Annotated in this window: 29 protein-coding genes; 19 read left to right on the top strand and 10 right to left on the bottom strand. The window is 48.6% G+C overall.

All coding sequences use genetic code 11. The features are described from left to right. Position 1 precedes the first annotated feature (1 nt). Genes wecB through ACX1DY_RS30395 form a run of 5 tightly spaced genes read left to right on the top strand, consistent with a single transcriptional unit; the run spans position 2 to position 4,625 of the window. On the top strand, positions 2-1,096 hold the full coding sequence (wecB, locus tag ACX1DY_RS30415) for a non-hydrolyzing UDP-N-acetylglucosamine 2-epimerase (RefSeq protein ID WP_458967853.1): 1,095 nt from the start codon (positions 2-4) through the stop codon (positions 1,094-1,096). Next, positions 1,086-2,072: a polysaccharide biosynthesis protein gene (locus tag ACX1DY_RS30410; protein ID WP_458967852.1), complete on the top strand. Its 987-nt coding sequence runs from the start codon at positions 1,086-1,088 to the stop codon at positions 2,070-2,072. Before wecB ends, ACX1DY_RS30410 begins: the two co-directional genes overlap by 11 nt. Then, positions 2,069-2,908, top strand: a complete 840-nt coding sequence (locus tag ACX1DY_RS30405) for a dTDP-4-dehydrorhamnose reductase family protein (protein WP_458967851.1) — start codon at positions 2,069-2,071, stop codon at positions 2,906-2,908. Before ACX1DY_RS30410 ends, ACX1DY_RS30405 begins: the two co-directional genes overlap by 4 nt. Continuing rightward, on the top strand, positions 2,905-3,912 hold the full coding sequence (locus tag ACX1DY_RS30400; RefSeq protein WP_458967850.1) for an NAD-dependent epimerase/dehydratase family protein: 1,008 nt from the start codon (positions 2,905-2,907) through the stop codon (positions 3,910-3,912). Before ACX1DY_RS30405 ends, ACX1DY_RS30400 begins: the two co-directional genes overlap by 4 nt. Further along, positions 3,909-4,625 carry a glycosyltransferase gene (locus ACX1DY_RS30395; protein WP_458967849.1) on the top strand — a complete coding sequence of 239 codons (717 nt, stop codon included), beginning with the start codon at positions 3,909-3,911 and terminating at the stop codon, positions 4,623-4,625. The genes ACX1DY_RS30400 and ACX1DY_RS30395 overlap by 4 nt, the downstream gene beginning before the upstream one ends. A gap of 79 nt (positions 4,626-4,704) precedes the next feature. On the opposite strand, the gene ACX1DY_RS30390 is transcribed toward ACX1DY_RS30395, so the two are convergent. Continuing rightward, complete coding sequence (locus tag ACX1DY_RS30390; protein ID WP_458967848.1) at positions 4,705-5,775, bottom strand: glycosyltransferase family 4 protein; 1,071 nt, start codon at positions 5,773-5,775, stop codon at positions 4,705-4,707. 209 nt (positions 5,776-5,984) lie between these two features. Here ACX1DY_RS30390 and ACX1DY_RS30385 point away from each other — a divergent pair, with 209 nt between their 5' ends. Beyond that, a complete protein-coding gene (locus tag ACX1DY_RS30385; protein WP_458967847.1) occupies positions 5,985-6,929 on the top strand; it encodes a YhcN/YlaJ family sporulation lipoprotein in 945 nt (314 codons plus the stop codon). Positions 6,930-7,056: 127 nt separating this feature from the next. On the opposite strand, the gene nagA is transcribed toward ACX1DY_RS30385, so the two are convergent. From nagA to ACX1DY_RS30350, 7 genes are all read right to left on the bottom strand, one after another. Beyond that, entirely contained in the window at positions 7,057-8,262 is a 1,206-nt protein-coding gene (gene nagA / locus ACX1DY_RS30380; protein WP_458967846.1) for an N-acetylglucosamine-6-phosphate deacetylase, read from the bottom strand. Continuing rightward, complete coding sequence (nagB, locus tag ACX1DY_RS30375) at positions 8,250-8,978, bottom strand: glucosamine-6-phosphate deaminase (RefSeq protein WP_458967845.1); 729 nt, start codon at positions 8,976-8,978, stop codon at positions 8,250-8,252. Before nagB ends, nagA begins: the two co-directional genes overlap by 13 nt. Next, the gene (locus ACX1DY_RS30370; RefSeq protein ID WP_458967871.1) at positions 8,978-9,856 is read right to left on the bottom strand and encodes a MurR/RpiR family transcriptional regulator; all 879 of its coding nucleotides are present in this window, start codon (positions 9,854-9,856) and stop codon (positions 8,978-8,980) included. Before ACX1DY_RS30370 ends, nagB begins: the two co-directional genes overlap by 1 nt. A 521-nt stretch (positions 9,857-10,377) precedes the next feature. Then, positions 10,378-12,624 (bottom strand): FTR1 family iron permease, encoded by a 2,247-nt coding sequence (locus tag ACX1DY_RS30365; protein WP_458967844.1) that lies wholly within the window; start codon positions 12,622-12,624, stop codon positions 10,378-10,380. A gap of 477 nt (positions 12,625-13,101) precedes the next feature. Beyond that, the gene (efeB, locus tag ACX1DY_RS30360; RefSeq protein WP_458967843.1) at positions 13,102-14,391 is read right to left on the bottom strand and encodes an iron uptake transporter deferrochelatase/peroxidase subunit; all 1,290 of its coding nucleotides are present in this window, start codon (positions 14,389-14,391) and stop codon (positions 13,102-13,104) included. A 5-nt stretch (positions 14,392-14,396) separates the two neighbouring features. Continuing rightward, on the bottom strand, positions 14,397-15,284 hold the full coding sequence (gene efeO / locus ACX1DY_RS30355) for an iron uptake system protein EfeO (protein WP_458967842.1): 888 nt from the start codon (positions 15,282-15,284) through the stop codon (positions 14,397-14,399). A gap of 279 nt (positions 15,285-15,563) precedes the next feature. After that, positions 15,564-16,541 (bottom strand): LacI family DNA-binding transcriptional regulator, encoded by a 978-nt coding sequence (locus ACX1DY_RS30350; protein WP_458967841.1) that lies wholly within the window; start codon positions 16,539-16,541, stop codon positions 15,564-15,566. 386 nt (positions 16,542-16,927) lie between these two features. Here ACX1DY_RS30350 and ACX1DY_RS30345 point away from each other — a divergent pair, with 386 nt between their 5' ends. The 13 genes from ACX1DY_RS30345 to ACX1DY_RS30285 all read left to right on the top strand — a co-directional run bounded on the left by ACX1DY_RS30345 (position 16,928) and on the right by ACX1DY_RS30285 (position 24,704). Further along, the gene (locus ACX1DY_RS30345; protein ID WP_019908812.1) at positions 16,928-17,152 is read left to right on the top strand and encodes a helix-turn-helix domain-containing protein; all 225 of its coding nucleotides are present in this window, start codon (positions 16,928-16,930) and stop codon (positions 17,150-17,152) included. 163 nt (positions 17,153-17,315) lie between these two features. Further along, positions 17,316-18,077, top strand: a complete 762-nt coding sequence (locus tag ACX1DY_RS30340) for a SagB/ThcOx family dehydrogenase (RefSeq protein ID WP_458967840.1) — start codon at positions 17,316-17,318, stop codon at positions 18,075-18,077. A gap of 281 nt (positions 18,078-18,358) precedes the next feature. Next, positions 18,359-18,694 carry a hypothetical protein gene (locus ACX1DY_RS30335; protein ID WP_458967839.1) on the top strand — a complete coding sequence of 112 codons (336 nt, stop codon included), beginning with the start codon at positions 18,359-18,361 and terminating at the stop codon, positions 18,692-18,694. Positions 18,695-18,717: 23 nt separating this feature from the next. After that, a complete protein-coding gene (locus tag ACX1DY_RS30330) occupies positions 18,718-19,173 on the top strand; it encodes a hypothetical protein (RefSeq protein ID WP_458967838.1) in 456 nt (151 codons plus the stop codon). A 178-nt stretch (positions 19,174-19,351) separates the two neighbouring features. Further along, the gene (locus tag ACX1DY_RS30325) at positions 19,352-19,903 is read left to right on the top strand and encodes a hypothetical protein (RefSeq protein WP_458967837.1); all 552 of its coding nucleotides are present in this window, start codon (positions 19,352-19,354) and stop codon (positions 19,901-19,903) included. A 340-nt stretch (positions 19,904-20,243) separates the two neighbouring features. Beyond that, complete coding sequence (locus tag ACX1DY_RS30320) at positions 20,244-20,393, top strand: DUF3953 domain-containing protein (RefSeq protein WP_458967870.1); 150 nt, start codon at positions 20,244-20,246, stop codon at positions 20,391-20,393. A gap of 477 nt (positions 20,394-20,870) precedes the next feature. Next, positions 20,871-21,323 (top strand): signal peptidase I, encoded by a 453-nt coding sequence (lepB, locus tag ACX1DY_RS30315; protein WP_458967836.1) that lies wholly within the window; start codon positions 20,871-20,873, stop codon positions 21,321-21,323. A 4-nt stretch (positions 21,324-21,327) separates the two neighbouring features. Continuing rightward, a complete protein-coding gene (locus ACX1DY_RS30310; RefSeq protein WP_458967835.1) occupies positions 21,328-21,516 on the top strand; it encodes a hypothetical protein in 189 nt (62 codons plus the stop codon). A gap of 42 nt (positions 21,517-21,558) precedes the next feature. Next, on the top strand, positions 21,559-21,930 hold the full coding sequence (locus tag ACX1DY_RS30305) for a hypothetical protein (protein ID WP_458967834.1): 372 nt from the start codon (positions 21,559-21,561) through the stop codon (positions 21,928-21,930). Then, positions 21,927-22,508 carry a hypothetical protein gene (locus ACX1DY_RS30300; RefSeq protein WP_458967833.1) on the top strand — a complete coding sequence of 194 codons (582 nt, stop codon included), beginning with the start codon at positions 21,927-21,929 and terminating at the stop codon, positions 22,506-22,508. Before ACX1DY_RS30305 ends, ACX1DY_RS30300 begins: the two co-directional genes overlap by 4 nt. 162 nt (positions 22,509-22,670) lie before the next feature. Beyond that, positions 22,671-23,015, top strand: coding sequence for an oxidoreductase (locus tag ACX1DY_RS30295; protein WP_458967832.1), 345 nt, complete (start codon positions 22,671-22,673; stop codon positions 23,013-23,015). A gap of 160 nt (positions 23,016-23,175) precedes the next feature. Further along, on the top strand, positions 23,176-23,784 hold the full coding sequence (locus tag ACX1DY_RS30290; RefSeq protein WP_458967831.1) for a type IV toxin-antitoxin system AbiEi family antitoxin domain-containing protein: 609 nt from the start codon (positions 23,176-23,178) through the stop codon (positions 23,782-23,784). Next, positions 23,784-24,704, top strand: a complete 921-nt coding sequence (locus ACX1DY_RS30285; protein WP_458967830.1) for a nucleotidyl transferase AbiEii/AbiGii toxin family protein — start codon at positions 23,784-23,786, stop codon at positions 24,702-24,704. The genes ACX1DY_RS30290 and ACX1DY_RS30285 overlap by 1 nt, the downstream gene beginning before the upstream one ends. A 62-nt stretch (positions 24,705-24,766) precedes the next feature. Here the strand turns inward: ACX1DY_RS30285 and ACX1DY_RS30280 are convergent, their stop codons facing one another. Continuing rightward, a complete protein-coding gene (locus ACX1DY_RS30280; protein ID WP_458967829.1) occupies positions 24,767-25,027 on the bottom strand; it encodes a hypothetical protein in 261 nt (86 codons plus the stop codon). A 105-nt stretch (positions 25,028-25,132) separates the two neighbouring features. Next, on the bottom strand, positions 25,133-25,519 hold the full coding sequence (locus ACX1DY_RS30275) for a VOC family protein (protein WP_458967828.1): 387 nt from the start codon (positions 25,517-25,519) through the stop codon (positions 25,133-25,135). Between the last annotated feature and the right edge of the window lie 133 nt (positions 25,520-25,652).

Here is a 25,652-nt window from a genome sequence, read left to right as displayed (position 1 = left end):
CATGAAGATCATGACGATTTTGGGCACACGGCCCGAGATCATCCGGCTTAGTGTTATTATCCAGCTGCTCGATGAGCATGCCGAGCAGCATGTATTGGTGCATACTGGACAGAACTTCACCGCCAGTCTCAGCGGAATCTTCTTCGCGGAGATGGGTCTGCGGGCACCGGATTATGTGCTGCAGGATAAGCAGGCGGGACTGGGTGGGCAGCTCGCCGCGATGTTCGGCAGCCTGGAGAGCATCCTGGTGAAGGAGCAGCCGGACCGGATTTTGCTCCTCGGTGATACGAACAGCGCACTCTGCGCAATTCTCGCTGAGCGGATGGGCATTCCTGTAGTGCATATGGAAGCGGGCAACCGCTGCTATGATTTGAAAGTGCCTGAGGAGAAAAACCGCCGTGTCATAGATGCCGTCTCCACCATTAATATGCCCTATACGCAGCAGAGTAAAAGACATCTGCTCAGCGAAGGTTTTCCCAGCCAGCGCATTGTATTAACAGGCAATCCGATCCATGAGGTCATCACACATTATGAACAGCAGATAGGAAGCAGCGAAATTATGACCCGGCTGAATCTGACGGCAGGCGAATATTTTCTGGTCACCGCCCACCGGGCGGAGAATGTGGATGATCCCGGGTCCTTGCTGCAGATTATGTCAGGACTGAACCTGGTGGCTGAGCACTTTGGCCTCCGCCTGATCTGCAGCATCCATCCGCGTACCCGCTCGAAGCTTACCGGTCAAGATGAGCTGGTAATGAATCCGCTGGTGGAATTTCATGAGCCCTTCGGATTTTTCGATTTTGTCCATTTGGAGCGGTATGCCCTGTGCGCGATCACCGACAGCGGAACCGTTCAGGAGGAATGCTGCCTGATGGGTGTGCCGACCGTAACGATCCGCAGAACCACAGAACGGCCGGAAACCGTTGATTGCGGCAGCAATGTAGTGTCAGGGGTGGAGCGGGACAGCATTTTGCGCTGCACCCGTCTTATGACGTCACTGAGCCCGAAATGGGAGGCGCCGGAGGGTTATTTGACCCCGGATGTCTCAGTTAAGGTAGTCAAATTTCTGCTTGGAGGGAACCTGCATGTTCAATAATAAAAGGATTTTTGTCACAGGCGGAACCGGTTCCTGGGGGCATGAACTCATCCGGCAGCTTTTGCCTCAGAATCCGAAAGAAATTGTGATTTTCTCCCGCAGCGAGTCTGCACAAGTGGCGATGAGCCGCGAATATGAAGATTCCCGTCTCAGCTTCACCATCGGCGACATCCGGGACAAAGACGCTCTCACGGCAGCCTGCCGGGGTGTTGATTATATCTTTCATCTGGCGGCGCTCAAGCATGTTCCAGTCTGCGAAGACCAGCCATATGAAGCGCTTAAGACGAATGTAGTTGGCACACAGAATGTCATTGAAGCCGCTATTGCGAACAATGTGGAAAAAGCGATTTACATCTCCACGGATAAAGCCGCTAACCCGTCCAACTTCTACGGTATGACTAAGGCAATAGGCGAGAAGCTGTTCGTCTATGCTAACCTGCTTGGCTCGCAGACTCAGTTTGTAACTGTACGCGGCGGCAATGTGCTGGGTACAAACGGCAGTGTGGTCCATCTGTTCATGAAGCAGATCAAGGACAAGGGACAGGTGCGCATTACCGATATGAAAATGACCCGGTTCTTCTTCACCCTGCGCGATGCAATTACCTTGCTATTCAAAGCTACTGAGGTGAGCATTGGCGGGGAGATTTTTGTGATGACCATGCCGACCTGCCGGATAGTGGATCTGGCAGAGGTGCTGATTAAGGCTTCCGGTAAAACGGATGTGAGCATCATCGAAGCAGGCATCCGTCCCGGGGAAAAAATCCATGAAATCCTAATGAGCGATTTCGAGAGCCAGACAACGGTCGTCTATGATGAGCAGTACCTGGTCATTCTCCCTACGCTGGATATGCCGGGGCTGAAAGCCCATTACAGCGTGTATCCGCATGTATCCTTCAGCAGCTTCAGCTCGGAGAATAACCTGATGGACCAGGAGGAGATCAAGAACATCCTGATCCGGGGAGGGTTCCTACAATGAAGCTGCTTATCCTCGGCGGAAACGGTATGGCGGGTCATATGCTGGCGGATTATTTCCGCCGCCAGGGCAAGCATCACGTCTTCCATACAACCCGGGATAAGAGGGATCTTGGCGGGCTGTATATCGATGCTGACGATATCACCGGAGTAGAAAAACTGGTCGAAATCGTCTCTCCCCATTGCATCATCAATGCGCTTGGCGTGCTTAATCAATTTGCCGAACGCGATAAAATAGGCGCATACCATGTTAACGGGTTTCTGCCTCATCGCCTGCGGCGCGCCGCGGATAGTGTTCACGCCCGGCTTATCCACATCAGCACCGACTGCGTGTTCGAAGGAACGCGCGGCGGTTACACCGAAAACGATACGCCTGACGGCACCTCCGTTTATGCCATAACCAAAAGTCTTGGAGAGGTGCGGGAGCCTGGACATTTGACCATCCGCACCTCCATTATCGGGCCGGAAATCCGCTCCGGCGGCATCGGCTTGATGGAATGGTTTCTCTCGCAAAAGGGTCCGGTATCCGGCTATCAGCGGGTCATGTGGAATGGTGTGACCACTCTGGAGCTGGCTAAAGCCGTGGATTCCCTGCTGGATTCGGAGGTCTCCGGCCTGATTCATCTGGCTCATCCGGAGCCGCTCAGCAAATATGAGCTGCTTCTTCACATGCAGGCTGCGTTTGAAAAAGGAGATGTAGAAATCATTCCCGAGGCAACGCATATTCAGGATCGCACGCTGATCAGCACTAGAACAGATGTACATGTGCAGCTTCCTTCATATCCTGTCATGCTGGCGGAGCTTGCGGCCTGGATGAACCAGCCGGGAATGCACACATGACGGCCCGGAGAGTGCTCATTACCGGGGCCGCCGGATTTACCGGAAGGCATGCCGTGGCTTACTTCAGGGAGGCAGGAGCTGAAGTAACTGCCGTGGTTCGCCATCCGGTGGTGGACTCAGCCGTTTTTCCAAATGGTGTGAGGCAGCAGGTATGTGATTTGAGCGACCGCGAGGCGGTCAGGTCGATGATTGAAGAGGTCCAGCCGGATGAAGTGCTGCACCTGGCCGGCAAAAATTCGGTGCCGGAATCCTGGCGGGACCCTCTGCTCTATATGGAGACGAATGTTATGGCTACACTGTATTTGCTTGATGCACTGCGCAGCCAGCCGGCCCGCCGTATTCTGGTGGCCGGCTCCCGGCTCAAGTTCCGTCCGGGTTTTTCAGCAGGGCCGCCTCACCCCTACAGTCTAAGCAAAACCCTTGAAGAGCTGGTATCACTAGCCTGGGGCACATTGTTCAAGCAGCCCGTGCTGCTGGCGGAGCCCTGCAATCTGATCGGCCCCGGCCCATCCACCGGGTTTTGCTCCTTGCTTGCGCAGCATATTGTACGGAGTGAAGCTGCGGCAGGCGCTTCTCTGGCTCAGCCGCCCTTCAAGCTCTCCTCGCGTTACGCCCTGCGTGATTTCCTGGATGTGCGCGATGCGGTTAGAGCGTATGACTGCATTCTGCGTACAGGAGAGACAGGAAGGGTGTACCGGATTGATTCCGGAACACAGCGGGGGTTAGGAGAGATTGCGGAACAACTGCTGGTTCATGCAGCGGTTCCGGTGGAAATAGACTGGGGACCAGAGAGCGCAGCACAACAGACAGCCGCCAGCAAGGCAGCTGCCGTTCCAGGAACACAGCCGGCATCATCTGCTACTAATGGAGGATTATCCTCATCCTGTTCATCCTGTGAAGACAATGCCGGAAGCCTCGGCTGGAGTCCGCAAATCGGGCTGCCCCGTTCTCTCGCGGATATCATGGAGTATTACCGGGCTAGCAGCAAAGGAGGTTTTTTATGAAGCCGAAAGTGTCGATAATTATTCCTTTTTACAATTGTCCATATATTGAACAGGCGCTGCAAAGCGCCTTGGCCCAATCCTGGCAGCCTTGTGAAATCGTCGTGGTTGATGACGGCTCCACCATGCATACAGAGCGGATTACGCCATATCTGGAGCGAATCAACTATCTGGGCAAAAGCAACGGTGGTACCGCCTCCGCACTGAACCACGGCATCATGCATTCAACGGGTGATTATGTGGCCTGGCTGAGCTCAGATGATATGTTCTATCACGACAAGATCAACAACCAGGTGCTGTTCATGGAGCAGAACCGGCTGCTGATCACTCATACCAATTTCAATTATGTTAACGGAAATTCGCAATTGACCGAGATGAATGCGGCTTCGGCATTTCCTAGTCATCTTGAATACATGCGCAGTTTTTTGTATGGCAATCCGATTAACGGCTGTACGGTGATGATCAAACGGGAATTGTTCGGCGCTATCGGACTGTTTGACGAAAGGCTGCCCTACACTCATGACTATGACCTGTGGTTCCGTGCCATTCTGAACGGGTATCCGCCAATTCTGCTGAACCAGTCCTTAACCGCGTACCGGCGGCATGACGGTATGGGAACGATTAAGCATTATGACGCCATTCAGGCTGAAGCAGCCGCAACCAATGCCCGCTACAGACCTATGCTTAACTCCATGATTACATCAATGGGAGGCTGAGTATAACCCTATCACAATAAAAAGAACCTTCTGCTCAACGTTATCCGGTGGGCTTGAAGGTTCTTTATTTTTGCCGCATCTAGAATATGGAAAAGGAATTCAGCATTTGGCGAAAGGATACGGCATACTGCCCGGAACCGAAATGGGTGACCATATGGCTCCGGCCCTGCTCACGGATGGCAGTGCGCAGCGGCAAATTATCCATCAGCTCCAGAGCTTCACCCACAGCAGCCTCAACATTGCCTAGCGGGTAGAACTTGCCGGTAACATTATGGATAATAAAGGACCTTACACCGTCGGAATCGGTGCTGAGCACAGGACAAGTACAGCAGACAGCTTCTGCAACCGCATACCCAAACCCTTCCGTGATCGAAGAGGACAGCAAGAACCCGCCTGACCTCGCAATTGCGGAGTAATACATGGGCATCAGATGATTAGGAAGATTGGTAATAACATTCAATCGGTCGTTCAGCCCCAAGTACATGAGCTCGGCGTCGAATTGCTTCTTCTGCCCCTTTGAGGCAAGCTTCGGATCATGGAACATCCACAGGTGAAGGTTCGGCTTCTTGAGGCGGAGATGAAAGGCAATTTTCAAGTACTCGCTCCAATTCTTATTAGGCTCCAGGCGTCCTATCCAGGCAATAACCGGATCAGCAGGAGAATCTCCGGGAGTTAGCTGGAATGACTGAACATCTACAATATTGGGAATGACAAAAAGCTGCAGCCAAGGACAGAGCGACGTAAACAGCTCCAGCAAATGATTTGTGGGCGGAATCAGTACTGCATTGCTATAATTGCTTAAAAAGGGTAAGGCTTGCTGTACCAGCTCTTGTGCTGCACTGCGGGTTCCGAGGCCCTGGGCTTCGTAGATCAGAGTACCGGTGAATCCCAACCGGCGCAGACGTTCAAGCATCAGAAAATCTGATGTAACAACTATGGCATCATACCTGTGGGTATCGAGCACTGCCTTGATATCGGCATCCCCGGGAGCAATAAACACCGGGAAAGTCGGTACATTCTGTGTACCTGAACCCGGCATGATATATAGAACATGACATTCAATACCGCTGCGCTGAAGATTCTCGCACCGCAGCTTGTTCAGCGTCTCCACCCCGCCGCTCGGTACATAAAACGTAAATAAAACCTTCATGCTTATCCCTCCTGATTTCACCTTTCGGAGAAGCACCGGCGCTCTTTGCAGAATACGGCCTGATGTTAATATGTTACGCTGAATTCCTCTTACCGGTGACGATAACAGGCGCTAGTACCAAATCCTTTCAGCATAGCCTAATGGGATGGAGGCCATCCTAATGACTGTTACGTTGCACACATTACAACATTAGAGATGGAGGATGAAACATGTTGCGATCGAAGATCAGCCTGTCGGTATCCGCCGCGCTGCTTCTGGGTATGGTAACTATTACAGGCTGCGGAGCCAATAACACAGCAACGGGGAATGTTCAGACCAAAAGTGTACGGGGGATGCATGACGGTCGTCTGAACGTAAACGCCGTACCGGGGAGAATGCACGTAAACAACTTTGATAATATGGAAATGAGCCAGGATCTGGCTAACCGGATTGCAGCATTGCCGGAGATCCGTTCTGCGCATGTAATGCTGGCCGGAAAAAGCGCCTATGTAGCTGTAACCCTCAATGAAGCCTCAGCTGGGACGCATGCTACAAGCATCACCGGCCGCCCTTCACACTTGAACAACTATACCGGAATGGGGAGACCTTCCGGAATCCTGCCGGGCACAAGAGGGACGGTGACTACACCGGGAGTAACGGGTATGGGCAACCCTTCTGGAATCCTGCCAGGCACAAGAGGGACAGTGACAGGAACACCGGGAATGACCGGTATGGGAGGTTCAATGACGGGAGTTCCGGGACATTATACCGGCAGAGGAACTGTTGGCGGAACAGGACTAGTGCCCCCAACCCCTGGAACCTATGTGGGGAATAATACCGTCGATGGCCGCCGTTTAAAGCATGATCTTGATGTAAACATGGGGACAGCGGCCGGAACTCGTACCATTACACCTAATAGTAACATTGCCCCATACAGCACCAATAACGTGACTCACAACGATAGGGTTACCACGGAATTGAAGAACAAGATTGCTGATGAGGTGAAAAAACACCACAAGGGCATCGATAACGTATACGTGTCGGCGAATCCCGATTTCGTGCAGCGGGCCAACTTCTATGCTGATCAAGTCCGTGCGGGACATCCGCTGAAGGGCTTTGCCAATGAATTCCGCATCATGGTGGAGCGTATTTTCCCTACGCGCAGCGGGTATTAATTGCTGACCTTGACCTGGGATAGTATTCCTGAGGAATCATGGTTTTATTCAAAAAAACGCAGCCACCCTTCCGGCTTAACCGACAGGGGATGGCTGCGTTTTTTAATTTTGGCATATAGTCTGAGAATTACGATGGTTCAGCCATTTTACGCCCGCCTATCCAGACTCCGCGCAATTCAAGCGCGTCATCAAGCAGCAGGACATCTCCGCGTTTTCCGGCTTCCAGAGAACCGGTGGTTCGCTCCATACCGAGCGAAATTGCCGGCGTCAGGCTGGCGGCACGGGAGGCTTCCTCCAGACTGAGGCCAATCTCCTGCACCAGATAACGGAACCCGCGAATCATCGTAAGGGTGCTTCCTGCCAGAGCTTCCGGGTTCTCCTTCAGTCTGGCAACGCCGTCACGGACCAGTACCGGAAGATCACCGATGGTATATTCACCATCGCTTAGTCCGGTTGCTGACATAGCGTCTGTAATCAGTATGAGATTATTGGCGTTCTTGAGCCGGGACAGCACAGTGATTGCTGCCGGATGCACATGAATGCCGTCGGCAATAATCTCTGCACGGATACGCGGATCGAACATAATGGCGCCTGCTGCGCCTGGTTTGCGGTGATGAAGCGGGGTCATGGCGTTGAACATATGGACAGCCTGGTTCAATCCGGCGTCGGCCGCGGCAATAACCTCTTCAAAAGTAGCATTCGTATGTCCGAGAGCCGCCGTTATTCCATGCTTGCGCAGCCATAGAATAGCTTCCAGCGCGCCTTCACATTCCGGGGCCAGTGTAACCTGCCGGATCATTCCCGGGTACTGCTTCTCCCATTGCTCCAGCCAACCGATATTGGCGGGAACAATATGCTCCGGATTCTGCGCACCCGACCATTTCGGGCTAATGAACGGGCCTTCCAGATGCACCCCTGCGAGCTGGGCATATGGCATCCCGGCGGCACGGAAGGCATCTACTTCAGCGATAACGCGGTCGATAGACTTTTTGTCTGCAGTCATTGTGGTGGCCAGCATCGTTGTTGTCCCTTGCGAAGCATGAAACCGCGTAATGCTCTCCAGGGCTTCCGCATCTGCGTACATGAAGTCATGGCCGGCTCCACCATGCACATGCACGTCAATAAATCCCGGGATCAGCAGGCCGCCGTTGTTTTCTGCTTCGCCGACAGGCCAGCGGGTATAGGCTTCGGGGAGCCAAGAGGCTTCTCCGGCATAATGAATAGCCTCTTCCGACAGAGCGACAACCCCATCATCAATCCAGCCGGAGGGAGTCAGGACTTTTCCGAACAGCAGCTCGCCAGTGGTGCTCTTCGTGTTGTTTACTTCAGCCATTTTGCAGCACCTTCATCCAGGAGCACAACGACATTCGGATGGCTCTGCAGCAGAGAGGCGGGACATTGTGTCGTGATCGGTCCCTCCAGCGCATTCTTTACTGCTTCAGCCTTCTCCTCGCCGCGCACTAATAGTACAATTTGCCGTGCTTTAAGAATACCGCCGATGCCCATCGTTACCGCCTTGCGGGGCACGTCCTCCTGACTGTCGAAGAAACGGGCGTTCGCATCCAGCGTTTCTTGCAGCAGGTCAACGACATGTGTGCCGCTGCTAAGGCTGGCATCCGGCTCATTGAAGCCGATATGGCCGTTGCTGCCAATGCCAAGTAGCTGCAGGTCCACCGGACCGTCTTCCTCCAGCAGCTTATCATATGCAATGCACTCGGCATCCAGATCTGCTGCATTGCCGTTAGGGATATGCGTCTTCGCCAGGTCAATATCAATATGGTTAAATAGCTGCTTATTCATGAAGCTCCGGTAGCTCTGCGGATGGTCTCCGGGCAGGCCCACATATTCGTCGAGATTAAAGGAGGAGGCTTTGGCGAAGCTGACGATGCCCTTGCGGTGCATCTCCACCAGCTTGGCATATACACCGATTGGCGAGCTTCCTGTAGCCAGGCCGAGAACAGCCTTCGGATTGCTCTGCAGCAGACTGACAATCAGGTTTGCTCCGGTCTGTGCGAAATCCTCATCATTTTTAAACTTTAAAATATTCATTAAGATTGACCTCCCCGTTTATGCCGGTAATGTTGGACATTCAAATAAGACTGCTCAAGCTTAGGGATAAAATCTCCAAACCGCGTGCTGACCATTGAGGTGAACAAAATATCAATAATGTGGAGCTGCGCAATCCGTGAAGCCATATCGCCCCGCCGCATGCCCTGCTCCAGTGAGGAAGAGAACAGCGGAATGTCCGCCAGCGTGGACAGCGTGCTGCTGCCATAAGAGGTTAGCGAAATGGTGGCCGCGCCGCTGGCCGCAGCACAGCTCAGGGCATCAATCGTTTCCGGGGTTTCCCCGGAATAAGAGACTGCGAACGCGACGTCGCCTTTAGTGAGCGAAGAAGCGGAGGTGATCTGCATGTGGGAATCGGCAAAGGCAGTGCAGTTCACACCGATGCGGACCAGCTTCTGGTAGAAATCCTGAGCTACGATGGAAGAGGTCGCCATCCCGTACAGATCAACCCGCCGCGCCCGGCATAACACATCAATGGCGCTCTGCAGCCGGTCAAGGTCAAGCAGCGAGGTCGTGTCACGGATCGAAGCCAGATGATTGGCCTGCATGGCGTCGACAATTACTGAGAGCGGATTGCCCGCGACGATATCCTGGTAAGAGGAACCGCCATCCTGCGGGAAAACATCGCTATGGGCGAGTTCCGCCGCCAGCTTAACTTTGAAATCCGGGAACCCTTTGAAATGCAGAACCTTGCAAAAACGTGTGATCGTAGCAGGGCTGATTCCGCACTGCTCCGCCAGCTCGGTAATGCCCATATGGACGATTTCCCCGGGAGAGGCCAGAATACGCTCCGCGAGCTTGCGCTCCATTTGCGAGAGCTTGGACTTGTCATGCTCAAGAGCATGCAGGATAGGAGACAAAAGCTCCACCTTCTTTTCTCCAAATATGAAGTAAAATTATTTTTATAAATAATGCAATGTACAAGAAAATTATTTTCATAATCAGAATAAAACAAAATACTGGAGCTTGCAAGAGGGACTTTTCCCGTGCAGCAAGAAAAAGCCTCCTTCAGGCGGCAGCGGAACTGCGGTCCGCAAGCCTGAAGGAGGCTGGTAAGCTTTACTAGTAGATCGTCAGACTTGGCCCCACAAATAGAACCAGCTCCTGATCGGAAACGTCTGCCCGTTTGTAAACGGACTGAGCAGCTCTTATTTCTACTGGAAGTCATTTTTCCGCAAGTGAACGGACTCCAGAGCCGTTAAGTGAGGATATTCACCCCAAATATACCTGCTGAAGAAGCAATAAGCGCTTTACGGTCCGCTAGAACCAGGAGGATTGATATGAAGAATCCCTCTCTCCCCGAACCACAAAGGCTCCGTCCTAAGCCACAGCTTTAGAACTGATGCTTTACTATTAAATAAGCTCCGCCTGAAATGCAGGCTTATCCGGTTGTACGCGATTTGCCGGATGCTCTGCCGCGCAGCAGCTCCCAGAAAATAAAGAGCAGGATAAGAAGCTGAGGCACCAGCGTTTCCCAGGTCGGGTACAAGCCGAGCCAGCCGATGGAAGGCAGACCTCTCTCGGAATGTGCAGGCAGCTTGCCCGCCACCTGAAGCGCGTGGATACTCTCGCCTAGAAAGCGGAACACTAAGTAATAAATCAGCACGGTTGCTGTACGGAAGAAGGCGGCAATCGGCAATTTTGCACTTAGGGCGATAATGGCGTAACCCAGGATAATGAGCACCACAAGCGCGCCTCCGATTCCTAGCAGGAGCTGCGAGACTGCAATCGAAGGAGCCATTCCCACATAGAAAATCGTCGTTTCCGCCCCTTCACGCAGAATCGCAAGCAGGGCTATGAAAAACAGCGACCACAGATTGCCTTTAGCCAGAGCGCCATCGACCTGCCTGCCCACATAGTTATTCCATGCGGCAGTACTCGACTTGCCATGCAGCCAGCGGCCGATGGTCAGCATCATCACTACGGCAATAAGTCCGGCAATGCCCTCAATCAGCTCGCGTGCTCCCCCGGAGGCCGCTTTGGAGAGCGTAAGGCTCAGCAGGATAGCTAGCCCAATGCTGCCGGCAAGACCGGCTGCTGCACCGGACCAGACCCAGCGCTGTGTTCTGGGTGTGCCGTCTCTTTTGAGATAGGCGAGGAGGGCGGCGAGCACAAGGATAGCCTCCAGGCCCTCGCGGAGCAGAATCAGTGCAGCATCCCAGGCTGTATAGCTTGTATCACCGGCCAGCGGCGTCAGCTCAACCAGCATATTGTCTATTGCCGAGAGCGCCTGTTCAAGCTTAGGCGGATTGGAGAGAAGGTCTCCGGTTACAGCCGCGCTTTCATTCTCGATATTGGCATAGACCTTGGGCGAAGCAATCTGCACCTGTCCTTCGGCCGAAGGCCAGACGGAAATGAACTGCTCCATGATTTCTGCCGCCCCGGCGCTGTCACCGGCCTTTGCGGCTGCCAAGGCTTTGTTCAGGTAGCTGATGAGCCCCTCAATGGTTGCAGGTTCGGTTGATACATTCGCGGTATCGACCGCTTTGCCTGCGCTGTAATCAGCCAGCAGTGTATATAGCGCCTCCGCCTCCGTCTTCGCCGCATCCTCGCGCCGCGGCTCTGCCTGCAAAGCGATGCGCAGCAGGCTCATCTTCGTCTCCAGCAGTCCGTACACTGCCGGATTGTCCCCCCGGATGCCGCGCTCTACCGGCTTCCATCCGCTGACTACGGCGCGGTACGCTTCCGCCGCCGCAGTCCAATCGGCGCTGCGCGCCGCATCCCGCACGCGCTGCGCAGCGGGCAGCAGCTTCGCCGCCGCGTTCCGCCCGGCGGCGGCTGTGTCCACGCCGCCCGTGCCGGAGGCGGCGTTCACATACGCGTCCACGCTTCTAGCGAGCGTGGACAGTGCGGCTTTGGCGGGCGTGCCGCCGCCCGCCGCAAGGGTCTTCGCCGCGTCTGCGAGCGCGGCGTCAACTTTGGCAGACGGACCGGCGAGTGCCGGGTCCGGCGTGCCTTCGTTCGCGGTGCGCCACAGCGCCGCGAACGATTCCACATCGGCGGCGGCCGCGTCCCAGCGGCCCTGGCCGGCTTCGACGAGCGCGCTGCCGACCGGCGGCAGCAGCTCGTCATGCGGCGGCCCTTCCGCCGCCGCGATAGCTGCTGGCCTGCAGAGCAGCAGCAGAAGCAGGCAGCCGAAGAGTACGGCTGCCTGCAGTCCCTGGCGCTCCGCCAGCCGGAGACGCCGCACTGCCCCCTGCTGCGAGCGCGTAGCCTGCTCGCCGCGAGCCGCTGCACTCATCCCTGGCCGCTCCTCCAGCCTTGTAGATGCTGGTTGCTCACTGCACTCCACCGCTCTCATTTCTGAGCGCTCTTCCGGCCCCATACGTGCTAATTGCTCGCCGCGAGCCGCTGCACTCATCCCTGGCCGCTCCTCCAGCCTTGTAGATGCTGGTTGCTCACTGCACTCCACCGCTCTCATTTCTGAGCGCTCTTCCGGCCCCATACGTGCTAGTTGCTCGCCGCGAGCCGCTGCACTCATCCCTGGCCGCTCCTCCAGCCTTGTAGATGCTGGATGCTCACTGCAATCCGCCGCTCTTATCTCTGAGCACTCTTCCGGCCCCATAAGCATTAGCTGTTCGCCGCGAGCTTGCGACCTATGCTCCTTAACCTGCAAAAGTAATAACATCGGGCCCTCCCTTTCAACTATAACCAGGCAGTCAGATTAAGGCTTGTTCCTTGTAATCCTATAGTTACTCAACCTGCCCGCTTTTTCATTTTTGAGATAATTTTCAGGAATAAATAACTGGCGTGGAATTTCTCCACTTCATTCCGCTGAGTAACCTCACCCCCGGATGGTTAGTGGGAAAAAATCCACTTATTTCCTTCTGAAATCACTGAATGGATGGAAATGGAGAGAATTAAGTCTACTTTTTCCATCTAATCTCCAAAAAATCGGTGAAATTCGCAAATTAGGTTTCCTTTTTCCACTTCATCCAATCTCGCGGTTCATTTCGTAAGCGATTGCCCTAGGCAGAAATGCTGTGTTCGAAGCCAGAATGGCCGATTTGCTCAGCAACAACGGCAGAAATACCGTTGTTTCGAAGCCAGAACAACCGATTTGCCCAGAAACAACGGCCGTTCTAGCCCATTTATCCGTCAGCTCCTAGCCCAGCAGCCCTTCCCCGATATAACCGCCTTCGCGGACGCCGGGGAAGCAGGCAAATACCGCGCTGCCGGTGTGGACCATATATTCGTTCAGCCGGTCGTTCTTAGCGAGCCGCTGCTGGATAGTTACGAACTGCTTCACCAGATCCTTCTGGAAGCTGATGAACAAGAGTCCTGCATCCAGTTGCCCTGTGGTCAGATCCATTCCGCTGGAATAGGAGTAGGAGCGGCGGAGTATTTTTACCGTACCGTCACCATGCGCGAGGGCGGAATGGGAGTCGGGAGGAATGACCGGTTTGCCTGTAGCGTCTGCCGCTTCCAGATTCAGCTTGGCGAATTCGTCGGTAGCTCCAATGGGAGCACCGCTCTGCCGGTGCCGCCCGAAGGTGGCCTCCTGATCGCTTAATGTGGACCGGTCCCACACCTCGATCCGCAGCCGCACGCGGCGCACGGCCATGTAAGTGCCGCCGTTCATCCAGGCGGGGCCTTCGCTCCCGCTCCAGACGACCTTGCGCATCTCGGCATCGTCCGTGACATCCGGGTTGCCTGTGCCGTCCTTGAAGCCAAGCAGATTTCGCGGTGTAGCTCCTTTAGGGTCAGCGGCGCCCGTGCGCTGGAAGCCTTCCTGCGTCCAGCGCAGCACGGCTGTGCCGCGGGCGATGCGGGCGAGATTGCGGATGGCATGAAATGCCACCTGCAGATCATCGGCGCAGGCCTGTACACAGAGATCGCCGCCGGACCACTGCGGCTCCAGGCTGTCTCCCGCAAATGCCGGGAGATCGGCGAGTGTGGACGGACGTTTCGAGGCCAGCCCGAACCGTCCGTCAAAAAAAGCAGGCCCCACCCCAAAAGTCAGCGTACACTTGGATGGTGTAAGTCCATCTGCTTCCCCTGTGTCCGAAGGAGGAAGATTAGGGTTATCGTTGACGCTGCCGATCAGGCTGCCGGAGGTTAAGGCTGCGGCGGCTGTAGTCCATGCTTGCAGCAGCTTTTTCACGTCAGCCAGCTTCGTTGTAGTGAGATCAAACGCCGCGAAGCAGAGAAAATTTTGGGCAGGTGTCAGAATACCCGCCTGATGAGTGCCGTAGAAAGGGATACTGTCAGCACTGGAAGCTTGCGGAGGTGCCGCCGCCTGTCCGGCAGCCATGATGCCGCCAACGCTTCCGCCGCCCAGCAGCAGTCCAAGGCCTGAGGCGCCGGTAAGCCGCAGCATTTCGCGGCGGCTTAGCTTCTGGTCAAAGATTCCAGTGCTCTTGTTGTCGTCCTTAAGAAGATTTTTCTTTTTCATCCCGGTCACACTCCTAGAATAGTCCCCATATTGGACAACGGCTCAGCCAAAGCATCCAAATTCTGGCTTAATGTACGCACTTGGTCTTCCTTCAGCGTTTCGTAGGACACATAACCATCCCCGGATTTAAACGGGGCCAGCTCAGCCAGCAGCGCATCGAACCGTTCGCCAATTGTCTTCTCCAGTTCGGGATCTTTTTTAGCCAGCTCAGGCTTCAGCAGCTCATAAATTTTTTGCGCCCCTTCCACATTGGCCACAAAATCATAAAGGTCCGTATGAGAGTAACGTTCTTCCTCACCGGTTACTTTGGAGGAGGAGACTTCATTCAGCAGCTCTACTGCACCGGTAACAAGCAGGCTGGCGTCAATCTCCACAGTTTCCACCTTGGCCCGCAGCAGTTGTGCATCCTTCAGCAGCCCATCCGCCACATCCGACATACCCTCTGTAGTGCTGTTCTGCCACAGCGCCTGTTCAATCTTATGGAAGCCGCGCCATTCGGCCGGATCGACATCATTTTCGCGGGCATCAATATTAGGGTCCAGATCTCCAAGCGCTTCGGCAATAGGCTCAATCCGTTCATAGTGCATGCGGGCCGGGGCATATAGTGCCTTGGCTTCATCAAGCTTGCCTGCTTTTACAGCATTGGTGAAGGCTTCGGTTTGTTTGACGAACTCATCGCTTTGCTGAGTGGCATAGGTGCGGTATTGTTCGATTGCGGCTGTGAAGTCAGCGGCGGGAGCGGTATTGGCACTGTCAGCGGTAGCAACTGGAGCACTGGTCACAGCACTGCCACTTTCTGAGCTGCCAACGTTATTGTTGGCATTGCTCGCACATCCGGTGAACAAAATAGAAGCCGCAAGCAGACCGGCGGGAACAGCATAACTAAACTTCAATAAAAACACCCCTTTTTGTGTATGCAAATGATAATCGTTATCAATTATAGAATTTATCATAAATGCCCGTACATAGGCTGTCAACACAAAAATGTGATTTAAATCATAGCCATGCCGACACAACAAAAAACCTCCCATAATCGGGAGGCTGCATCACACCTGAAACCGCTGCTTAGCTGAAAAATAGCTGAAGTTGATCTTACGCTGGCGCCCATTGGCTTGAGCGGCCATTCCTCGCAAGTGTCTACGGCGTTTACGGCAACGATGTAATTCATCCGCTTAGACTGTAGACCGCTCAATGATCCGGTATTCGAGCTTCCGGTATACCGGGCAATGGCTGCCGCCGTTAATCTGCTCATGGAAGATGCGGAAGGCGGCCGCCCCCATCTCATAGAGCTGATTGTCAATCGTAGTGATTTCCAGCAGCCGCCCGATGGGCTGGTTGTCGATGCCCATCACCGCCAGATCCCCCGGGATGCTCATGCCGTGCTTGCGGGCTTCAATGATAAGACCTGCGGCGATATGATCGCCGGCAATTATCATCGCCTCCGGCCGTTCAGGCATTGTTAGTAACTGCTGTGCTATTGCCGCTCCACTCTCCTCATTCATACAGTCAAAGATCATCCACTCTTCTTGGAAGGGCAGACGTTTTTCTGCAAGGAACTCATGATACGCAGTTTGGCGAAAAGAGGAGCTGCTGCCGTTCTGTCTGCCTTCACAGTAGCCAATTTTGCGGTGCCCCTTGTCGTACAAATACTGCAGGCCATGACGGAAAGCGGAATAATGCTCAATATATACAGAAGAATAACGGTGCTTCCCGCTATTTTGGCAGGTCACAATCGGCCCGTAAGCGGTATATTCTGCGATGATCTCAGGCGTTAGCGCTGTTGAGACGATGACCACACCGTCAATCTCCTTGTTGCGCAGCATGTCCAGTACCTTAAGCTCCTCTTCGGGGGAATAGTTGGTCTGGCACACAATCAGCCGGTACTGGGCAATCAGCGCTTCATGGGCAAGCCCTTCCATCACAATCGAGAAGTAAAAGGCATTGATATATGGAAGAATCACCGCAACCGCTCCGGTGCGGCCAGTGATCAGATGAACGGCGTTCATGTTACGCGTATACTTCAATTGTTCTATTGTTTCGAGGACAGCGGCTCTTTTGTCCTTGCTGACATAAGGATGGTTATTCAGCACGCGCGATACGGTGGTTACGGAAACCCCGGCAATGCGGGCGATTTCTTTAATATTGGCCATCGGCGGTGGCGCCTCCTGGTGCAGTAATGATATGGCTCTATTTTACCATAATGCCCTTTGGGAAACTCTCACAATAAAAAGCTTGCTATGGAATCCATTTCATAAAATACACTGAAGGTGCAGCAGCATTACCGGACTAAACCGGCGTAACCGAAAAGGGCGTGACGGACCGGTAAGCTGCGCTTGAATACCGCCGGAAGGCGGTTTTTTTACTGTATATGCTGATAAAAAGATTAATCCCCGTACTGTCCGTGATCAGCCTCCTGGCCTCCGCCCATTTTCATGCTGTGACCGCACCATTGACATTCCCTCTACATAGTATGATTTGACTGTATCCCTTTACCTTGTTATACCAAACAAACCCAGGGCAAGGAGGGGTGACACCATTGAAGGGGAACGAACATCACAGCAAATTCCTGTTGACGCATCGCGAGCGCGAAGTATTCGAGCTTCTTGTACAGGACAAAACAACACGGGATATTGCCGGATTGTTATTCATCAGTGAAAAAACCGTCCGCAACCACATCTCTAACGTCATGCAAAAATTAAACGTAAAAGGCCGTTCGCAAGCGGTTGTCGAGCTGATTAAGCTTGGGGAGCTAAAAATTTAGCTACCGTGCTTCGGAGTGACGCGTTTAAGCCTTCTTTTGCCCCTAGGGGCGAGGGGAGGTTTTTTGTTGCTCACCCAAACAACTGAATTAGTGAGTTAGATCACAATCTAATTTCTATGAAATGATAAATTAAAGCTAATAAGGTAATCTAGGGGGATCTGTTATGACAAGATACGAACAGCAAAGGCGTTTTCTAAAATCTAATTTTCATGAATTTAAACATATAAAAACAGATAAGATCAAGGGACTTGCACAACCGCCAATTGTTAAGCCTTTTGATTCGAAATCAATAATTATTGATTTGCCTAAGGTCAGTAAAGACGTTGTGTGTAATGACAACATTTTTGATTGTATAAATCAAAGAAGAAGTACAAGGTTTTATTCTGCGGAAGCTTTAAGTCTGGATGAGTTATCCTATTTATTATGGGCTACCCAAGGGATTACTGGTATTAATAAGAACGGACTTACGCTGCGAACTGTACCATGCAGTGGGGCGACACACACCTTTGAAACCTATTTAATTATTATGCGGGTAGAAGGCATTGGGCAAGGAATCTACAGATACCTGCCTCTAGAACATAAGCTATTATTTATGTTTGAATTAGATGAGCTTGAACAGAAGATTGATGCGATTACTTTAGATCAGCCATTTGTCCCTAACTTTGCAAAAAAGGCTTCCGTACTGTTTGCCTGGAGTACAACACCCTATCGCTCCGAATGGAAATATGATATTTCAGCTCACAAAAAAATCCTTATTGATGTTGGACATGTATGCCAAAACCTTTATTTAGCCAGTGAATCTATCGGTGCAGGTGCTTGCGCAATTGGAATCTATGATCAAAAGCTGATTGATGAGATTTTAGGATTAGACGGTGATGAAGAATTTGTTATCTATCTTGGCGCAGTTGGGAAGAAACGAGAATAGCTACTCGCGAATCGGTGCCACGAATATGGTAGAGAGCTACTACCGCCAGCTTCACTCGGAAATATTGGAACCTTTGAGGTTGAACAACCTTGAGGGTTCTTTTTAATTCCTAATATTTAGAATGGTTGGTATACTGGAGGAGGAAAATTGGAGAGATAAAACTGAAGAGAATTAAGGATCGACACTCCTTGGTCTTCAGAGGAAATAGCCCAAAAAACATAGAAAAGAGCGAATAACTATGAATATACAAAAAGAATTTATAAAGAATGAAGATTTAGTTGGTGTATGGTCATCAGAAGTGCATGGGGAATATAACTTTATTTCATTGGAGAGTCGAGAAAGATGTGTTGTACTTAAACTTAAAAGGAAATCTCATTTTTGATGAAACAACAGACAATGAAGAAATTACAATGGAAAAGTATGAAGATGAAACGAAAGAGAGATTTATTATTGGTAAAGGACTGGATGTAGTTGGTAAAGAAGTAGAGGTGATCTCATTTTTTAATCCACTCATGCAAGGAATTAACTCCCAAATGTTCGGTTTGGAAACAAAGGATGTAGACAATAACAGTCAAATCCAAAAGATAAACGAGTGGCAACAGAAATCTTGCCTGTAATTCAAGGAGATGGAAGTGAACTCATGGATGATCAAATCATTAGGTGCACTAATATTGGTGTATACGAGCATACATTAACTCGCGGAAAAGACTATGAAGTAGTGGATGCGGTTGAGGATAAATACAGGATTGTTGGAGATCACGGAAGAAGAGTATGGATTTCAAAGGACTACTTTTCAACGAGCAATGAATCGGTATTGATTATGCAGAATTGGTATTTTGATGATGATATTGAATCCAATCGTTTTGTAGAAGTGACCCTAAGCTTTAGTGATGGTTCTAAGCGATGGTGTAACTTAACGACTCCGGAAAAACTAGTTGAACACTTCAATAATGAATTTATGGACCCGCCTAGTATACATATGAAGCATTTAATCATTATGAAGACCCTGAATACAGAAGTGGTTGAGCAAACACTAAAGTACTTGGACAACCAAAATGAACTGATAGACATAACTATACCTCTACTTGAAAGTTGAATCGAGAGGACAAGGGAATCGCAAAACACCGGATTCATGCTACGTTGCTAACGCTCCTTGGTCTATCAGACGCTAGAACGAGGAATGGCAGGCTTGCAACCTTACGGGTTCGTGAATATAACAACGTTACATAAAAATTCTGGTAAAAAGGAAAAAACCTTTCGAGAGTAGGGTGTCTGTGAAGAATATATGGTCATACATTCTCAAATTTATCTTGTTGTTGTTACCAACCGTATTGTTGTTAGTGTTACTAATCTACCTTTTTCCCTATACAGGATTAGGAAGAGTTGTATCAATTCCAGTTACAATATTTATGAATTCATTAGTCATTTTACTCTGTTTAGTTATTACTAAGAAAGTACTATGGATTAAAATCTCAAAGATATTAATAACGATTTTAATAACGATATGGATAACAATTGCTTGTTATCCGCAAGAGTTTAACCCACCCGTATTAGTACAGAGCAAGAACGCAATTCATGCTATTCAAGAAATTGATAACATTACGAAAGAAGATCTAAATGTTAACGGAAACGTTAATAATCCAAGATATGTAGTAGCCTTGTACAAATATAGAGATGAAATACTCAATGATGGCACATATCAGCTCTATCAGCAAGATAATGAATATTTTTATGATTACAGTATAGATGATGTAAATGAAATCGGGTCAAAGTTGATCGGATATCATAAGGTCATGTGGTGGTATTTAGAGGCACTAAATATTTAATGTTGGTTTACTCAAAGTAGGCCAGCAACTTCACAGTATTAAAGCATCGAACCATGAGGCCCTTGGGTCCGCGAAGAGCATTTTCAAAGAAGCATATCCGTTTCACTGAGCAGATAGCTTCATACCGATCAGTATTAACCTATGTTAATGCATCCTGGATGATTAGTGGAGTACACTAGGGTACAAATCCAGATCGGCAAAAGTGGATGTATGAACATGCGGTATATGATGATTGTATTGTTGGGGGGGAGTTAATTTGCTTAAAATCAGTAAATTTGTTGTAGCAATAATTATAATTATTTCATCAAGTTATGCTCTAATTACTAAGAATTTTGAGTTTATGCCGTATATGATGTTCTTCTTAGGAACTCTTATGTTGTTGATGGGTCTGGAAGAGCTTCAAAAAGGTAAAAAGAGATTTTGGTATATGAGTATTGTTGTCTCATTGTTTATTTTTGTTGTTAGTATACAGACCTTGTTAGTGAATTAACGGGACGCTTTTAAGCCTTCTTTCATCCCTAGGGGTGAGGGGAGGTTTTTTGTTGTGAAAATCTGGCTGTGTGAAAGATCTGGATACAGTGACAGCTTAATAATGACTACAAAAACCCTTTGAGGTTGAAGAACATTAAGGGTTCCTTTTTTGATTTCCAGTATTTAGAATGGCTGATATACTGGAGGAGGAAAAATACGTAAATAAACCGAGCAGCAGCAACCTTATCAATGAGGTCAATGGTTAATTCCTGGGTAAACCTTCAGCCGGCACCAGACCGAGCATTCTGTGCAAAAAGTCATTTGAGAAAGCTCTATCCACCTCTGGTGTAACGAAGAAGGTTAGCATTCATGCACTTCGCTATATCCAGGAACGGCTCAGTCAACAAATAACCTCTATATAAGCTGAAACCAATCCTTCCTGAACTGCTGGTATGGCAATAATTATTTTGAAGAAATTCAAAAAAAGGCGGTAAATATGAAGAGATGCATAATAGCATTATTAGGTTTTGTGGTCATTAGTGCTTGTAGTAAAAGTACAAACTTTAAAAAAATGGAAATAATGGGTCCTTCTATGGAACCGACATTTAAAGATGGTCAAATTGTTAAGCTAGACACAGATTATTATAATCAGCATGAAGTAAAACGTAATGAGCTTGTTTGCTTTTATATAGATGAGAAAAATAAAATGTATGTTAAACGAGTTGTAGGGTTATCAAACGAAAAGATAAAAGTAATGAAAGACAAGGTACTAATTAATGATGTTCAAGTCGAATTACCCGTTAAAATGGTCGACAACTCCAGAGTTGGTGAATACGAGACAGAAGCAAATCAATATTTTGTAATCGGAGATAATTATAACGACAGTTTGGATAGCAGAATTTTCGGTACGATTAGTAAAGAACAAATTGTTGGGAAGATCATAGAATAATTGATTGAAAATCGAAGATGATAAAGAAGCATTGGAAGTGGAAAGTATAAATTCAATTATTCCAGAAGGATGGCATATTTTAGAGCTTATCAAAGGAGAGCCAGTTATCGCTGAAGGCGATCTAAATAAAGATAGTATTCCAGACATTGCAACAGTAATTGAGAAGATCACTATTAATTGCATTTGGCGGTAAAAATAATACATATTCCGTTTCAATAAAGCCGATAATGTCATTTTGAAAGCTGATGAGGGTGGGGGATGGGGTGACCCTTTTGATAGTCTAATCATTGATCGGGGTTCTGTCCTTGTTAGCGATTACGGGGGAAGCAATTGGAGATGGTACAACAAATATAGATTCAGGTATCAAAATAATGACTGGTTTTTAATAGGAGCAACGATGGGGAGTTACTTTACAGGAACAACGACAATTGATAAATCTGACGAAGATGATATCAATCTTTTGACCGGAGAATTCATCCAGCGAAGAACCGACGAAAAGGGAAATATAACAACGAAAAAAGGAAGTCGCGGTAAAAAAGAATTGATCAGATTAAAGGACGCTATGGCCCTCAAGGCCCTTGGATTTGGGAATGAGGAAACGTTATGAGAAACATCCAGGAAGGACTATTAATTATGGAAATGAAAATTTCTAAGTTGGCTGAAATTATTGCAAGTAATTCATTTCTAAAAAATGAGTCGTACTCATCAGAAGAACTCCAGAATGAAGTTAATTATATACTTGAACACGTAGATGTTATTGGTGAGAACAATCTTCATCTTAGAAACCCGTTGAATCTGGACAAGACCGTTTTTTATTTCAGAAAAAGAGAGACTCCCTTAACAGGGGATGAAATTGTAGTCGGGGATTTTTTGTTATTTGATTATACTGGCCACAGTGAAGATATGTATTTAAGGCAGTATATATCATTGAGTGAGATTGAAGAGCAGATTACGAATAGCGCTGGAATAACCAATCTTTTTACTACTTATCAAGTAGCCATTATTAATGGAAGGGTACAAGAATATGATATCTACTTTACAGAAAAGAACGATTGTCAAGAATATAAGTTTATAAAGGGCTTACATGACGAATTACCTGAGCATCAAAGCATATTTTCTAAGCCGAAAAAGCCAACAAAAAGAAAATATGAAATTACAAAGGTAAGGATTGTGTGGAGAGAATAGTCGAAGAAGCCGGATGGATACATCGCATATCAACACATATAATTTTTTGAGCGGAGGGTTCATGAGAACTATAAATCAATTACAAACTAAACCTTCAAGCCGATACGATAGCTGTGATCCAGAACAAGAAGGAAATAAAAACACTAAATTTGCTGACATGACATGATCATTGATGACAAGTCACTTTACCAAATGCTAAAAAAGCATGATATGGTTCCGTCTTTCGGTTGGGGCAGTGAAGAGCATCAAAGACAGATAATTAATTATTTCTTATTGAAGCAACCTCACGAATATTTATACTACAGATACCCAATCCTAGTTTGCCCTTGGTGTGGAGATGAAGAATGTGGCTTTATATCAGTATTTATTGAGAGAGAAGGGGATCTTATTATATGGAGAGATTTCAAGCTAGAACCTGGTAATAAAGCTATTAATATAGGGCCTTTTTATTTTAAGTGGGAAGAATACGAAATAGTTATAAATGAGACATTTGGAACTGCAGGGTAAGCAGAAAAACTCTCCCTATACCCTACTAGGGGTTATAGGTTTTTTCTGCTTTTGCGTCTAAGTGCAGAACTTTTTGTGAATAATGAAAGGAAATTATAAAGAAATATTGAATATCTTATGAAACGGAAATTTTTTAGTAAATGTGAATGGTGGTGAGCATATGAAGGAGCAAATTATAACTGCGGCCAAGCGTGTTCTGAATAAACATAATGGTCTTGCTCGAACGAAAGATTTCATTGAGGCGGGCATATCCCCTTACTACATAAAAAAGCTGGAATCTGTCGGTGAAATCGAACGAGTAAAGCAAGGCGTTTATCGGCATTCGAGCCAAGATAACGAACCATTAAACGAAATGGTTGAAGTATCAAAGCTGGTTCCCAAAGGGGTCATTTGTCTTCTCTCCGCCCTATCTTATTATGAACTGACAACCTACAATCCTTGGGAATACCATATTGCCATTCATCGTGGTGGAAAAAAACCAAAACTTCCAGGCTATCCTCCCATTAAAATAATATATTTAGCAGATGTACAATACAAAGTGGGTATAGACGAGGTTTGCATTGATGGCTTCGCCGTTAAAATCTATGATCGCGAGAAGACGATCTGCGATATTGTGCGGTACCGTGAGAAGCTTGGGATTGATTTGATGAAGGAGGGATTAAGGAGTTACCTTCAATCTCCCCACAAAAATATAACAAAGCTGGTCTCCTATGCTGATAAGCTGCGGATTCGAACTGTTTTGCAAAAATATCTTGAGGTGTTGATCTAGTGAGTGATATTAAAAATATCCCTGCCTCCATTTCTGAGCGTTTGAAAAATATAGCCAAGGCATCGGGAAAAGCATTTGATGCCTTGCTGTTGCTTTACTTTCAAGAGCGCTTCTTGTACCGTTTGTCTATTTCTGATTATAGGGACAAATTCATCTTAAAGGGCGGACTGTTTCTGTTTTCACAGACCCAATTCAAGGCGCGTCCAACGAAAGATGTTGACTTTCTGGCCAAACAGATTGCAAATGAATTGGAAATATTAAGGGAGTTGTTTGTGACGATTTGCTCGATAGACACTCCTGAAGATGGAGTTGTATTTCAGCTAGACGAAATGACAACGGAAAGAATTAAAGAGGATGCTGATTATAAGGGCGTAAGAATCAAGGTAACGGCTCTTCTAGGTCGAATGAGAAAGAGCCTGCAGTTTGACATCGGATTTGGCGATGTTGTGATTCCGAAGCCACAGCTCATCGACTACCCTGTTCTGCTTGATATGGAAACTCCACAGGTGCAGGCATATTCGAAGGAATCCGTCATTTCAGAAAAGTTCGAGGCGATGATTACATTGTCGGTCATGAATAGTCGAATGAAGGATTTTTACGATATATATATGCTGTTGACTACCAATGATTTTGATGGACGCGTACTTTATGAGGCAGTGTTCGAAACCTTCCAACGTCGAGGCACAGCACTGGAAAAAGAACATCCTTTGTTTCAGACTAAATTTGCTGATGATGACAGCCGAACAAAGCAATGGATAGCTTTCATGCGTCGTTTAGGGATTGAGGAACAACTTGCGTTTCAGGATGTGATGACTTGTCTTTTTGATTTTCTTGAACCTGTATATCAATCAATGCTGGACGAACAAGAGTTCTTTGGTCTATGGAAATGTAATGAAAGGGTATGGCTTAACAGGAATTGATTTAATTACCTTTCGTGTTTTACTGATGGAAACGATAGGTAAGCCATGCCGGAGTCGTATGTTCATGTCCGCTGCCGCACTCCTGAGAAAAACTCCTCAACGACCTCAATATCGTTTCGGCTGGTATGAAATACATATAATTCACGTGTCGGATGCAGCTTGTGCAGCTCTTTATAGCCACTCCAGGCTTCCTGAGGACTATCGTAGTCCTGAATGACCGCTATCTCCTCCAATTGGCGTACACGGTTGATGGAGTTTGCTTTAATAGCCTCTACTAATATAAAACGACCTGGATGCAGTTCGGTAATCTCTCCCCATTTCATGGCATCACCTCGCTTTCGATTGCAATGCTTCTATGAACGTGATGAAATACTCATTAGGTATGATCAAGGCTGGGAGCTTCAGTAATGCTCGAAAAGTGGACCCAGTTATTTGCTGACAGTTACTTCGCTCATTAGGGCATGTACGTTTTGGTCCGGGTCATGGAAGAATGCCATCCAAGTTTCGGTTTGACCTACCTCAGAAATTTTATGTGGCTTACCTAAGAAATCTACATTACGATTAACTAATGCTTCGTACGCAGCGTTAATGTTGTCAACCTTGAAATAGAATACAGAACTGGGATGATCGAATTTAGGATTTTCGGGAATGCTCAGCATAATTTGAATGCCGTTGCATTCGAAAAACGTCATGTTTGGAATCTGAAACAGCATGTTAAGACCTAGAGTTTCTTGGTAGAATCGTGTGGAAATCTCCATGTCATGCACACGAATGGACACTTGCCCAATACCGTTAATAATAAATTCTGCACTCATTGACGATCTCTCCCTTACAGTATATAGCCGAGAAAGCCCAACGTCTTCAGGCATGGGATGAATCGGCTTAGGACAAGGGCTGTCTTTGGACAGCTTAATTGTCCTACATGGTTTGATCTGATATAATCAAAAC

The sequence above is a fragment of the Paenibacillus sp. BAC0078 genome (assembly GCF_054483875.1).
The sequence above is the reverse complement of the archived record's forward strand: the minus strand, read 5'-3'. Positions and strand labels throughout refer to the sequence as shown.